This is a genomic window from Enterobacter sp. 50793107 (assembly GCF_001463365.1).
Taxonomy (GTDB): Bacteria; Pseudomonadota; Gammaproteobacteria; order Enterobacterales; family Enterobacteriaceae; genus Enterobacter; species Enterobacter cloacae.
In genome coordinates this window covers 1-12735 of sequence record NZ_LNII01000099.1, presented here as the reverse complement: position 1 = coordinate 12735, position 12735 = coordinate 1, and the positions used below count along the sequence as shown (strand labels likewise).

The window sequence follows — 12735 nt, the reverse complement described above, 5'->3', positions numbered from 1 at the left end:
TTGCCTGGCGGCTGTAGCGCGGTGGTCCCACCTGACCCCATGCCGAACTCAGAAGTGAAACGCCGTAGCGCCGATGGTAGTGTGGGGTCTCCCCATGTGAGAGTAGGGAACTGCCAGGCATCAAATTAAGTAGTAAGCCGGTGCATAAATCCGGTGGTTACAGCAGTCTTCGGTGGAGCGGTAGTTCAGTCGGTTAGAATACCTGCCTGTCACGCAGGGGGTCGCGGGTTCGAGTCCCGTCCGTTCCGCCACTTATTAAAAGCCCTGAGTTAACGCTCAGGGCTTTTTTCTTATCTGCTTCCCAATTATTGCTACATCAGCAAAAATCCTCTGCGTTTTACGACCTTTTTCAGCATAACGCCAGCAGCGATAATCTTCCTCAGTTAACGAACATTACGAATAACGAGGAATGACATGACTATCCCTGCATTAGGCCTGGGCACTTTCCGCCTGAAAGACGACGTTGTTATCGCATCGGTCAAAACCGCCCTTGAGCTTGGCTATCGCGCAATTGATACCGCGCAGATATATGAAAATGAAGCTGCGGTTGGCCAGGCGATTGAAGAAAGCGGCGTACCGCGTAACGAACTGTTTATCACCACCAAAATCTGGATCGAGAACCTCAGTAAAGACAAGCTGATCCCAAGCCTGAAAGAGAGCCTGAAGAAGCTGCGTACTGACTATGTCGATCTGACCCTGATCCACTGGCCATCTCCGAATGATGCCGTTTCTGTAGAAGAATTTATGCAGGCGCTGCTGGAAGCGAAAGAGCAGGGCTTAACCCGTCAAATTGGTATTTCGAACTTCACTATTCCGTTGATGGAAAAAGCCATTGCTGCCGTTGGCGCAGAGAACATTGCCACCAACCAGATTGAGCTCTCCCCTTATCTGCAAAACCGCAACGTGGTGGCGTGGGCCAAACAGCACGGCATTCACATCACTTCTTATATGACGCTGGCATACGGTAAAGCGCTGAAAGATGAGGTCATTGCACGTATTGCAAATAAACATAACGCAACGGCTGCACAGGTGATCCTGGCCTGGGCGATGGGCGAAGGTTATGCCGTTATTCCATCTTCAACGAAGCGTGAAAACCTGGCCAGCAACCTGTTAGCTGTGGATCTCCAGCTGGATGACGAAGACAAAAAAGCGATCGCTGCCCTGGAGTGTAACGATCGCCTGGTGAGCCCGGAAGGTTTAGCGCCAGACTGGGATTAATATTGACTTACCCTCTGTACGCTTAACCCTCACACAGCTCCTTCGGGAGCTGTTTTTATATGCTCGCTCAGAAAGTCGATAAAGGCACGGATACGCGTGCTCACCGCTCTGTCACTGTAGTAAACCGCACTGAAGGGCATCTCTACCGGCAGACGCTTGTCCGCCATTAACTCCACGAGATCACCGCGCGCAATTTCTTTATCAATCATGTAATCAGACAAACAGGCGATCCCGTTTCCTTCAAGACACAACTGCTTCAGCGTTTCCCCGCTGTTGGACGACAACCCGCAGGTGATCTCATGCAGCTGACCATCAGGGCAGGCGACAGGCCAGGTATTCAGTGATACCGGCTCGGTGAAACCCAGACATAGATGCTGCTTCAGCTCTTCAACGGTTTCAGGTTTGCCGTGTTCAGCGATGTATTGTGGTGAGGCGATGATTTTACGGTAGCTGGCAAACAGAGGACGCGCGCGCAGGCTTGAGTCCGTCAGGGTTCCCGCCCGGATCGCCACATCGACTTTACGTTCGATAAGATTGATAAAGGTCTCGGAGGAGACCAAAGAGAGCGTCATCTCCGGATAGCGTTCACGGAAAGGTTTAATCAGCGGCATCAGAAAGTGCAGAACTACCGGTGTGGCCGCATCAATACGCAATAGCCCACGCGGTGTGCTGCGCGTTTCCATGATCTCAGTCTCTGCTGCAGCCATCTCCTGTAAGACAGACTGCACCCGGCGGAAGTACCGTTCACCTTCTTCCGTCAGGCTCAACTGCCTTGTCGTGCGGTTGAGAAGACTCACCCCAAGCTTCATCTCAAGCTTTTTCACCGAGCGGCTTACAGCAGAGTTTGCCTGCCCTAACTGCTCTGCCGCGCGGCTAAAACTGCCACTTTCGACGACGGCGACAAAGATTGTCAGCTCTTCCGAGGTTGCTTTCATTGTTGCATCACCTGCAAAATTCTATTGAGATTTTGACCATTTTTGTTATTTAACCACTGGCGCATACTGCCTGTCATCTTAATCCTGATGATACGGAGTATTTTATGCCACTGGCGCTACTTGCCCTGACGATCAGTGCCTTTGCAATTGGCACGACCGAATTTGTTATCGTAGGACTGGTTCCTACCATCGCTAACCAGCTTGCTATCTCATTACCTTCAGCCGGGCTGTTGGTCTCCATCTATGCTTTGGGTGTCGCTGTCGGCGCGCCCGTCCTGACGGCATTAACCGGGCGATTCCCGCGTAAGCAACTGTTGGTCGCGCTGATGGTGCTCTTCACGGCTGGCAATATACTGGCCTGGCAGGCGCCGGACTACACGACGCTGGTCATTGCCCGCCTGCTGACTGGCCTTGCTCATGGGGTGTTCTTCTCGATTGGCTCCACCATTGCAACCAGCCTGGTACCTAAAGAGAAAGCTGCATCAGCCATTGCTATTATGTTTGGCGGATTGACCGTCGCACTGGTCACCGGCGTACCATTAGGGACGTTCATCGGACAACATTTCGGCTGGCGTGAAACCTTCCTCGCCGTTTCTTTACTGGGCGTGATTGCACTGGTGGCCAGCCTGCTGCTGGTACCGTCGAATATTCCCGGCCGTACAAGCGCAAGACTGAGCGATCAGATTAAGGTGCTCACACATCCTCGTTTGCTGCTCATCTATGCCGTTACGGCGCTGGGCTACGGCGGCGTGTTCACGGCATTCACCTACCTCGCTCCAATGATGCAGGATCTGGCCGGCTTCTCTCCTGCAGCGGTAAGCTGGATTTTACTGGGGTACGGTATCTCTGTGGCGATTGGCAACATCTGGGGAGGTAAGCTCGCGGATAAGCATGGTGCTGTACCAGCGCTTAAGTTTATCTTCGCGGCACTGGTGATTCTGCTGATGCTCTTCCAGTTCACGGCATCGATTCAGTACGCCGCGCTGGTAACGGTACTGGTCATGGGCATCTTTGCCTTTGGTAATGTACCCGGCCTGCAGGTCTATGTGGTACAAAAAGCCGAACGCTATACGCCAAATGCGGTAGACGTGGCTTCTGGTCTGAACATTGCCGCCTTCAACATTGGTATCGCGATCGGCTCTATCGTTGGCGGGCAGACGGTGGAGCACTTTGGATTAACCCAAACTCCGTGGATTGGTGCCGTTATTGTGCTCGTTGCCTTCCTGCTGATTGGTCTGAGCGGGCGCCTTGATAAACCCTCTCGCGTAGCGCTTGGTTAAACCTCAGTAAGTGCTTGCTTACAAAACTGGAAAGAGGTTTCTCAGTAATTGCGTTGAAAGTGTGACCTAAAATCCCTATAACATTAGAACCAGTCCGTTTTCCGGGCTGGTTCATGTTACAGAGGTTGTTTCCAAAAGTGCGAAAAAATACCTATGCCATGCGTTATGTTGCCGGAATGCCCGCGGAGAGGATCTTGCCTCCCGGGTCGTTTGCGAGCATCAGCCAGGCATTACCTGCCGGTACACCGTTAAGCAGCGATGAAAAAATTCGGGTGCTGGTATGGAATATCTTTAAACAGCAGCGCGCGGATTGGTTATCCGTCCTCAAGAACTTTGGTAAAGATGCCCATCTGGTTCTGCTGCAGGAGGCGCAAACCACGCCTGAGCTGGTAAGGTTTGCGACCACTAACTATCTCGCCGCCGACCAGGTGCCCGCATTTGTATTGCCGCAACATCCCTCTGGCGTGATGACCCTTTCTGCCGCGCATCCGGTTTACTGCTGCCCGCTGCGCGAACGCGAGCCTATCCTGCGACTGGCAAAATCGGCGCTGGTGACGGTCTACCCACTGCCTGACACGCGGCTACTGATGGTCGTGAACATCCATGCGGTAAACTTCAGTCTGGGCGTGGATGTGTATAGTAAGCAGTTACTTCCTATTGGTGACCAGATAGCCCATCACAGTGGGCCTATTATTATGGCCGGGGATTTCAATGCCTGGAGCCGTCCACGCATGAACGCGCTGTATCGCTTTGCGCGGGAGATGTCGCTGCGTGAAGTTCGTTTTAGTGATGACCAGCGCAAGAAAGCGTTCGGTCGTCCTCTCGATTTCGTTTTCTATCGTGGTTTGAGCGTGCATGACGCCTCTGTTCTGGTCACTCGCGCCTCCGATCACAACCCGCTACTAGTGGAATTCAGTCCCGGCAAACCTGATTAATATGGTGAGTCAGGTCTGCCGTGGGGCAGGCCGGTTGAGTGCTGCCCTTTACTTTAACCAACGCAAGGACAGTACAATGACAACAACACACTCTCATCACGACAACGTCGAAAAACAGTTTGGTTCCCAGGCAAGCGCCTATCTGACCAGCGCCGTACATGCTTCTGGCCGCGATCTGGTGCGTCTCGGCGAGCGTCTCTCGGCGTTTCCGCAGGCGACGGTGCTGGATTTAGGCTGCGGAGCAGGGCATGCCAGCTTTACAGCAGCGCAGCATGTGGCTCAGGTTACGGCATATGATTTATCCAGCCAGATGCTGGAGGTAGTGGCGGAGGCGGCAAAAGCCAAAGGGTTCAACAATGTCGATACGCGCCAGGGCTATGCCGAATCCTTACCTTTCGAAGAGGCGTCGTTTGACGTTGTTATCAGCCGTTACTCCGCGCACCACTGGCATGATGTCGGTCAGGCATTGCGGGAAGTCAAACGCGTGCTGAAGCCGGGTGGAACCGTCATCATTATGGACGTCATGTCCCCGGGTCACCCTGTACGGAACATCTGGCTGCAGACGGTTGAAGCGCTGCGTGACACCTCGCACGTGCAGGATTATTCCAGTGGGGAGTGGTTAACGTTTATCACTGAGGCCGGTTTAATTTCACGTTCACTGATAACCGATCGCTTACCGCTGGAATTTAGTTCGTGGATCGCCCGTATGCGCACCCCGGACGCGTTAAGCCAGGCCATACGGTTGTATCAGGACAGTGCTTCCTCAGAGGTGAAGGCCTACTTTGAATTGCAGGATGACGGTTCGTTTACCAGCGATACCATCATGGTTGAAGCGCAAAAAGCGAAGTAAAAAAAAAGCACCGAGGGGAATCGGTGCCTTTTTATCTTTGTATCGTGTAATCAGGAGTCTGGCGTGGCGCTGTTTTTCACAAACAGTGTCAGCTGGTCGCCTGGTTGCAGATTGTCAGTATCATTATTCCAGCGCATCACATCCTTAATGTTCACGCCGTGTCGTTTTGCGATACTGGACAGTGAATCGCCTTTACGCACGCGATAGGTAATGCTATCGCTGTTATTGGCGAGACGCTGTGCGCTGCTACCCGCACCCACCGTCAGTGTCTGACCCACTCTCAGGCCTGAGCTGCGCAGGTTATTCCACTGTTGCAGATCTTTTGCTGTCACGCCAAGACGTGATGCAATGCCCGAAAGCGTATCACCGCTACGAACCTTATAGCTGCGGCTGTTGACTGATGATGCATCCGCAATCAGCGTTGACTGAACGGCGGCAATTTCACCAGACGCTAAAGACTCACGTAACTGTTCAGCATGTTTCTGCGGAACCATCACATACTGTGGGCCACTCGCCCCCAGCGTTGAGCCTTTAACACCCGCGTTAAAGGTTTTCAGTTTACTTACCGACATACCCGTCATATCGGCAACCTGTTGAATATCAACCGGGTTGCTGAGGCGAACGCGCGCCAGTGCACGACTTTCGTCTGGTGTTGGCAGTTGTACACCGTAACGCTTGCTGTTTTTGAGAATATCACTCAACGCCAGCATCTTCGGTACGTAAATCTTTGTTTCCTGTGGCAGTGAGAGCGACCAAAAATCGGTGGATTTACCCCGTGCTTTATTCGCTTTCATTGCCTTCAGTACACGACCTTCGCCACTATTATACGCCGCAACCGTTAACAACCAGTCGCCGTCAAACATCTTGTTCAGACGTTGCATCATGTCGAGAGCGGCTGTCGTGGAAGCGACAACATCGCGACGCGCATCATAGTTACGGGTCTGTTTCAAACCGTAATTTCGCCCGGTGCTCGGAATGATCTGCCAAATACCTGCGGCATTGGCGCCAGACGTCGCGTGTGGGTCAAAAGCGCTCTCCACTATGGGTAGGAGTACCAGCTCCATAGGCATGTTACGTTTCTTAACTTGCCCGGCTATCCAGTACATATACGGCTCTGCCCGTAACGTTACATCGTGGAGATAGCTCTTATTTCTTAAATACTTCTGTTTCTGTTCGCGAATCCGGCTGTTTTCCGGAATTCCCATCTTTAGCTCGTCGCCAATAGAGGTCCACAAGTTTTGATCCTGCGCGAAAGATGTCCCATCGTCCAACCAACGCGCTGAGCTTGTAAACTTCCCTGCTTCCCCTTGACCAGCTGCAGAAAGGCTCTGTGCGTGCTGTTGTACGTTGCTGCCGTTCTGCGACTGGCAACCAACAAGCAGGACAGAGGCGAGTAAGATCGCTTTTGCCTTCATGTGTGTGTCAATAGTTGCTTAAAAGACGAGCGATGATAACGGCGAAATTTTGAAAAGGCAACCCGCAATTATCTGAAGTTATCTTTCTTTGACCTTAACCATGCAAATCGCTGTTCTGGTTGTTGCAATTTTGTTTCTTGGTTAATTTTATTAATTAAATCAATGTCATCTGTTCTAAGAAATAAATTAATTTTACGCTCGTTTTTCAGAATTACGGGTAGTGTTTTTTGGTTTTTTGCACGTAACTCCTTCACTTTCTGATAGTAATCCTGAATCGCACGATCCTCAGGTAAAATGCTGGCAGAAAACTTCATATTTCCTAATGTATACTCATGCGCGCAACAAATTACAGTATCGTCAGGCAGGGCATTAATTTTTTGTAAAGATTGATACATCTGGGTTGGCGTGCCTTCAAACAGTCTTCCACAGCCGCCAGAAAACAGCGTATCGCCACAAAACAGATAAGGTTTGCTGTAGAAACACAGATGTCCCAAAGTGTGACCTGGTGTAGCAAATACGGAAAACTCCCACTCACGTATGAGGATATTTTTGCCTTCTTCGACTACTTGCGTGATTCCCTTATCTTGTGCCTCTGCCGGTCCGTAAACCACCAGATGCGGGAACCGGGCGCGCAGCTCAGGCACACCGCCGGTATGATCGTGGTGATGGTGGGTCAGGAGGATGGCTTCAGGCTGCCAGCCATTCTCTTTTATTGCCTGCAGAACCGGGGCGGCCTCTCCGGGGTCGACAATGACGCATCGACGCGCGTCATCGACTAAAACCCAGATGTAATTGTCCTCAAAGGCAGGAATACTGATAAGATTCATACATTACCTCTTATAGCGTGGCGGGTGTTTTGATGAAACCGGCAAGGATACCTCAGACTGTCGCAGCACCGGAACGTTGGGCGGAATTGCCCTGGGGTGAATACTATCGCGAGGCGTTAGAACTACAGCTTAAGCCCTGGCTCGCGAAAATGTATGGCTTTCACCTGCTTAAGATTGGCAATCTCAGCGCGGAAATCAATACCGAAAGCTGCGCTATCTCTCATCAGGTCCATGTCTCTCTCGGCGGATCGCCCGTTCAGGTGAAGGCAGACCCTTTACATCTGCCGTTTGCGGAAAAGTCGGTTGATGCGTGCCTGCTGGCGCATACGATACCCTGGTGCAGCGATCCTCATCGCATGCTGCGTGAAGCCGATCGCGTGCTGATAGATGACGGCTGGCTGGTGATAAGCGGGTTTAATCCGCTGAGCCTGATGGGGCTGCGCAAGCTGGTGCCCGTATTACGCCGCACTCCTCCTTATAACAGCCGAATGTTCACCATGATGCGCCAGCTGGACTGGCTTTCGCTGCTGAATTTTGAAGTGCTCAGCTACGGCGGATTTCAGGTACTGCCCTGGGCCAGAAAAGGGGGCGTTTTGCTGAGTACCCATTTGCCCGCATTAGGCTGCATGCAGTTTATCGTTGCGCGTAAGCGAACCATTCCCCTGACGCTTAACCCGATGAAGCAGAGCAAAACCAAAACGCCGATCCGCCAGACCGTGGGGGCCACGCGGCAGTACAGAAAACCGTGATCAGGATTCAGGCTGATAGCCTGCGTCCTCATGTGCCGGGTTAGCGGCCGCCGTCCGCGCCAGTTCATCGCAGCGCTCGTTTTCCGGGTGGCCGGCATGGCCTTTTACCCATTCCCACTTAATATTATGCTGGCCCAGCGCCGCATCCAGCCGTTTCCAGAGATCGACATTCTTGACGGGCTTCTTATCTGCCGTCTTCCAGCCGCGTTTTTTCCAGTTGTGGATCCACTGGGTGATCCCCTGGCGCACGTACTGGCTGTCGGTACTGAGCACCACGTCACAATGTTCTTTTAAGGCTTCCAGCGCCACGATGGCCGCCATCAACTCCATGCGGTTGTTGGTGGTCAGGAAATACCCTTCACTAAAAGTTTTTTCGTGCTGACGATAGCGCATAATCGCGCCATAGCCGCCAGGCCCTGGGTTACCGAGACAAGATCCATCGGTGAAAATTTCTACCTGTTTACGCATCTCTGGTAGACTTCCTGTATTTGAAACGTTCAGTTAAACGATAAGTCTGACATAAATGACCGCTATGAGCACTGCAATTACTCGCCAGATTGTTCTTGATACCGAAACCACCGGTATGAACCAGATCGGCGCGCACTACGAAGGGCACAAGATCATTGAGATCGGTGCTGTTGAAGTGGTGAACCGTCGTCTGACGGGGAACAACTTCCATGTCTATCTCAAACCCGATCGGCTGGTGGATCCAGAAGCGTTCGGCGTTCATGGTATTGCCGATGAGTTCTTGCTGGATAAACCGACCTTCGCGGAGGTGGCGGACGAATTTCTGGACTACATCAAAGGCGCAGAGCTCGTCATTCACAACGCCTCGTTCGATATCGGCTTTATGGACTACGAGTTTAGTAAGCTCCAGCGCGATATCCCCAAAACGAACACCTTCTGCAAGGTCACTGACAGCCTGGCGCTGGCCAGGAAGATGTTCCCCGGCAAGCGTAACAGCCTCGATGCGCTCTGTTCACGTTATGAAATAGACAACACCAAGCGAACGCTGCACGGGGCATTGCTCGATGCCCAGATCCTGGCGGATGTCTATCTGGCGATGACCGGCGGTCAAACGTCAATGAAGTTCAGCATGGAGAATGAATCTCAGCAGACGCAGGGCGAAGCGGGAATTCAGCGTGTTGTTCGCCAGGCCAGCCGCTTGCGGGTTGTTTTAGCGAGTGATGAAGAGCTTCTCAACCACGAATCTCGTCTGGATCTGGTCCAGAAGAAGGGCGGAAGCTGTATGTGGCGTGCGTAAGGCATGCCAGAACGCCTGTAAAATCACCGTTCGGGTGATTTTTGCAGCAAACGATTCAAAACGTGAGAAAAAGCGTTGACGAGTTCAGAGGCAAACCGTAATATGCGCCTCGTTCCCAAGGGAACACAGCGGAGCGGTAGTTCAGTCGGTTAGAATACCTGCCTGTCACGCAGGGGGTCGCGGGTTCGAGTCCCGTCCGTTCCGCCACTATTCAGGCCCACGTTATTTATAACGTGGGCCTTTTTCATTTCTGCGTTTCCTCAATCCTGAATTTCTCTCGTCTACCCGGCCCGTTGCTGTCGTCACGCGGTGAACGGCTGAGTTCCTGTTTAATTGATTTTTAATTAAAAATCGCATTCTGTTATTTTTATTAAAATAATCAATTTGATTTATTATTCTTTTCGTGTAAGTTCTTAACCGTTAATTATTCTTTTCCTCCTCCTTCCTTGTTCTTTCATTAATAGCTGTTTGATGTCAACTATTCCTAATGCGGCGTAGAGCGTTGCGTGGTTTTTTCCTACCCATATAAAGAGGTCAGACATGATAGTTTTAAGCATCATGTCGATGAACCCTGTGGACATGAATTATCTCAGAAAGGTTTCAACGTAAGGTAGTTCAGGGTGTATCAACAAAAAAGTTTATATATCCACAATTTAGTGAGTGAAATTCACCAAGGACTTTAAGTATGACGGACAATAAAGTCATTTTAGCGGTCAATAACGGAGACGGAAAAACTCGGTTGTTGACCGCAGATGCAGGCCGGACGGTTAAGGTAAAACTTATCCCCGGCAATAAATATTTATTGAAGAATATTAACGACGACTTCGCTCCAGAAAATATTACGCTGCAGCGCGTAGACAAGGCGCTGCACATTATCCAGGAAGGCGATACACAGCCAAGCATAATTATTGAAGATTACTTCAATGGTGATCCTAACAACCCGGTGCTGATGGGCATGGCGGAAGATGGATTACTCTACGCCTATGTTCCTCTGTCGGGCGAAAGCTACGACACCGGCTATCTGATGGCTGACGGCAGCATGTCTCCTGTGGCGTTAGGCGGAGAACCGTTAGGCGCGGGTGGGCCTCTTCTGACGGCACCGGATGACGACAACGACATGCTGTTTGGCATGCTGGGATGGTTTGCACTTGCGGCGGCGGGGGTAGGGGCTGCTTTCGCGCTGTCTGAGATGGACAAAGACGACGGCGATAACCACTCCACGCCTGATAAGCCGAGCATTGGCACCACGATGGATGATGAAGGCTCAATCAAAGGCCCGTTAAAATCAGGTGATACGACCGATGACTCAACGCCGACGCTGACCGGTAAAGGTAAGCCTGGTGATACCATCCATATCTACGATAACGACAAAGAGATTGGCTCCGTTATCGTCGATGATGAAGGCGAGTGGAGCTATACGCCTGATAAGCCACTGGGTGAAGGTGAGCACGAGCTGACCGTCGTGGAAAAAGATCCTGACGGCAACGCGAGTCCTCCATCAGACCCGATTGTCATCGTCGTTGATACGGTTGCGCCAAAAGCGCCGACGATTGAACACATCATGGACAAAGTGGGTAAAACCACCGGTGAAATTCATGATGATGCTTACACCGACGATCCTCAACCGGAAATGAGCGGCACCGGTGAAGCTGGCGCAACGATCGCAATTTACGATAACGGTAAAAAGATCGGCGAAACCACCGTTAACGAGGATGGTCGTTGGTATTTCAAACCTTCCGAAAACCTCACTGACGGTAGCCACAGCATCACGGTCAGCCAGACGGATAAAGCGGGTAACGTCAGCGAACCGTCTGATGAGCGTGATTTTATTGTATTGACTGAACCTCCGGGAAAAGCAGAAACGCCTGAGGTGATTGACAATACCGGTCCGGTAACCGGTCCGCTCAAACCGGGCGATGTGACGGATGACAGTCAGCCTTCTTTCAGTGGAGAGGGAACACCGGGTAATACCATCATTATCAAAGACAATGATAAAGAGATCGGCTCGGTTATCGTCGACGACGAAGGTAAATGGTCATTTACACCTAAGGATGAACTTGCCGAGGGTGAACATAATGTCGTGGTCGTTGAGGAAGATCCGCTCGGCAATGAAGGCGATCCTTCCGATCCGATTCAGATTATTGTGGATACCACGCCGCCAGCCAAACCGGATATGGCCGATGCCCTGGATAATACCGGGCCGATTACGGGCCAGCTGAAAGGCGGTGACGTCACGGATGAAACCCGTCCGGTATTCAGCGGTAAAGGCGAACCGGGCGACACCGTGACCATTTATGATGGTGACGAGGTGCTTGGCACAACCGTTATTGACGATAAAGGCAACTGGACGCTGAAACCAGAGAAACCGCTGGGTGAAGGCGATCACAGCATCACCGTTACGCAGACGGATAAGGCGGGCAATACCAGCGACCCCTCGGAAGCGCTGGAGTTTGAAGTTGACACTACCGCGCCTGATGCTTCAGCAAATGTTCTGAATATTACCGCCGTTGCGGATGACGTAGGCGATCGTCAGGGCAATGTAGCCAGCGGTGACATCACCGATGACAGCAAACCGCTCATCAGTGGTATCGGTGAAGCCGGGAACACCGTCTTTGTCTACACCACCGACTCTTCCGGCAAACACCTGATTGGTACAGCGGTGGTAGGCAGTGATGGCACCTGGAGCCTGACACCAGAAACCCCACTGACGGAAGGCCTGAACAAGCTGACCCTGGAGACGCAGGACCCGGCGGGCAACCGCGTTGCCGGTGAAGCGCCGTCTTACGACATCAATCTGCTGATCCCGGTGAGTACTGCACCGTCCATCAACAGCGTTGTGGACAACGCCGAGCCGCACGTCGGTCCAATGCAGAAAGGTGAATCCACCAACGACACCACCCCAACCCTGAGCGGCAGCGCTGCACCGGGCGACATTGTGTCTATCCTCGACAACGGGAAAGTGATTGGCACCGTCACGGCGGACAGAAACGGGAAGTGGGCGTTCACCCCGGATACCGCGCTGGCGGATGGTCAGCACACCTTCACCGTTACTGCGACTGACGCAGCGGGCAACGCGCGCACCAGCGGCAGCTTCCCGATCGTGATTGACACTGCGGCACCGTCTCCGGCAGAAAATATCGTTATTAATGATAACGTGGGCGACAAGCAGGGGCCGGTAGGTCCAGGCGACACCACCGACGATCAGTCCCCGACCCTGAGCGCGCAAGCCGAACCCGGCAGCCTGGTGGCCATCTCCCCAAAA

At 52.2% G+C, this 12735-nt stretch carries 11 protein-coding genes, 2 tRNA genes and 1 rRNA gene; 10 read left to right on the top strand and 4 right to left on the bottom strand.

The genetic code is table 11. The annotated features are described in order from the left end of the window. The first annotated feature begins 3 nt into the window (after positions 1-3). The 3 genes from rrf (at position 4) to dkgB (ending at position 1218) form a co-directional block, all read left to right on the top strand. Positions 4-119: ribosomal RNA gene (rrf, locus tag APU11_RS14320) — 5S ribosomal RNA — on the top strand. A 55-nt stretch (positions 120-174) separates the two neighbouring features. After that, positions 175-251: transfer RNA gene (locus tag APU11_RS14315), tRNA-Asp, on the top strand. 163 nt (positions 252-414) lie between these two features. After that, a complete protein-coding gene (gene dkgB, locus APU11_RS14310) occupies positions 415-1218 on the top strand; it encodes a 2,5-didehydrogluconate reductase DkgB (protein WP_013095681.1) in 804 nt (267 codons plus the stop codon). A 29-nt stretch (positions 1219-1247) separates the two neighbouring features. Here the strand turns inward: dkgB and yafC are convergent, their stop codons facing one another. Next, positions 1248-2153, bottom strand: a complete 906-nt coding sequence (gene yafC / locus APU11_RS14305) for a DNA-binding transcriptional regulator YafC (RefSeq protein ID WP_013095682.1) — start codon at positions 2151-2153, stop codon at positions 1248-1250. Between the two features lie 104 nt (positions 2154-2257). Here yafC and APU11_RS14300 point away from each other — a divergent pair, with 104 nt between their 5' ends. The 3 genes from APU11_RS14300 (at position 2258) to APU11_RS14290 (ending at position 5218) form a co-directional block, all read left to right on the top strand. After that, a complete protein-coding gene (locus APU11_RS14300) occupies positions 2258-3433 on the top strand; it encodes an MFS transporter (RefSeq protein ID WP_058650996.1) in 1176 nt (391 codons plus the stop codon). A 137-nt stretch (positions 3434-3570) separates the two neighbouring features. Beyond that, positions 3571-4368 (top strand): endonuclease/exonuclease/phosphatase family protein, encoded by a 798-nt coding sequence (locus APU11_RS14295; RefSeq protein WP_013095684.1) that lies wholly within the window; start codon positions 3571-3573, stop codon positions 4366-4368. Positions 4369-4444: 76 nt separating this feature from the next. Further along, a complete protein-coding gene (locus APU11_RS14290; RefSeq protein WP_058650998.1) occupies positions 4445-5218 on the top strand; it encodes a class I SAM-dependent methyltransferase in 774 nt (257 codons plus the stop codon). A 50-nt stretch (positions 5219-5268) separates the two neighbouring features. On the opposite strand, the gene mltD is transcribed toward APU11_RS14290, so the two are convergent. Next, a complete protein-coding gene (mltD, locus tag APU11_RS14285; RefSeq protein ID WP_013095686.1) occupies positions 5269-6633 on the bottom strand; it encodes a murein transglycosylase D in 1365 nt (454 codons plus the stop codon). Positions 6634-6701: 68 nt separating this feature from the next. Continuing rightward, on the bottom strand, positions 6702-7460 hold the full coding sequence (gene gloB, locus APU11_RS14280) for a hydroxyacylglutathione hydrolase (RefSeq protein WP_038418729.1): 759 nt from the start codon (positions 7458-7460) through the stop codon (positions 6702-6704). A 32-nt stretch (positions 7461-7492) separates the two neighbouring features. On the opposite strand from gloB, the gene APU11_RS14275 reads away from it, so the two are divergent. Then, positions 7493-8209: a class I SAM-dependent methyltransferase gene (locus APU11_RS14275; protein ID WP_013095688.1), complete on the top strand. Its 717-nt coding sequence runs from the start codon at positions 7493-7495 to the stop codon at positions 8207-8209. Here the strand turns inward: APU11_RS14275 and rnhA are convergent, their stop codons facing one another. Then, the gene (gene rnhA / locus APU11_RS14270) at positions 8210-8710 is read right to left on the bottom strand and encodes a ribonuclease HI (RefSeq protein WP_223232816.1); all 501 of its coding nucleotides are present in this window, start codon (positions 8708-8710) and stop codon (positions 8210-8212) included. Positions 8711-8741: 31 nt separating this feature from the next. On the opposite strand from rnhA, the gene dnaQ reads away from it, so the two are divergent. The 3 genes from dnaQ to APU11_RS14255 form a co-directional block, all read left to right on the top strand. Beyond that, positions 8742-9473: a DNA polymerase III subunit epsilon gene (gene dnaQ, locus APU11_RS14265; protein WP_013095690.1), complete on the top strand. Its 732-nt coding sequence runs from the start codon at positions 8742-8744 to the stop codon at positions 9471-9473. Between the two features lie 130 nt (positions 9474-9603). After that, positions 9604-9680 (top strand) — tRNA-Asp (locus tag APU11_RS14260). A 478-nt stretch (positions 9681-10158) separates the two neighbouring features. Continuing rightward, on the top strand, positions 10159-12735 hold a 2577-nt coding region (locus tag APU11_RS14255; RefSeq protein WP_131729163.1), incomplete at its 3' end, for an Ig-like domain-containing protein.

Bases quoted from the DNA above. Each gene is read 5' to 3' on its own strand.
- dkgB (WP_013095681.1), top strand. From the start codon at position 415: ATGACTATCCCTGCATTAGGCCTGGGCACTTTCCGCCTGAAAGACGAC.
- yafC (WP_013095682.1), bottom strand. From the start codon at position 2,153: ATGAAAGCAACCTCGGAAGAGCTGACAATCTTTGTCGCCGTCGTCGAA.
- APU11_RS14300 (WP_058650996.1), top strand. From the start codon at position 2,258: ATGCCACTGGCGCTACTTGCCCTGACGATCAGTGCCTTTGCAATTGGC.
- APU11_RS14290 (WP_058650998.1), top strand. From the start codon at position 4,445: ATGACAACAACACACTCTCATCACGACAACGTCGAAAAACAGTTTGGT.
- mltD (WP_013095686.1), bottom strand. From the start codon at position 6,633: ATGAAGGCAAAAGCGATCTTACTCGCCTCTGTCCTGCTTGTTGGTTGC.
- gloB (WP_038418729.1), bottom strand. From the start codon at position 7,460: ATGAATCTTATCAGTATTCCTGCCTTTGAGGACAATTACATCTGGGTT.
- APU11_RS14275 (WP_013095688.1), top strand. From the start codon at position 7,493: ATGAAACCGGCAAGGATACCTCAGACTGTCGCAGCACCGGAACGTTGG.
- dnaQ (WP_013095690.1), top strand. From the start codon at position 8,742: ATGAGCACTGCAATTACTCGCCAGATTGTTCTTGATACCGAAACCACC.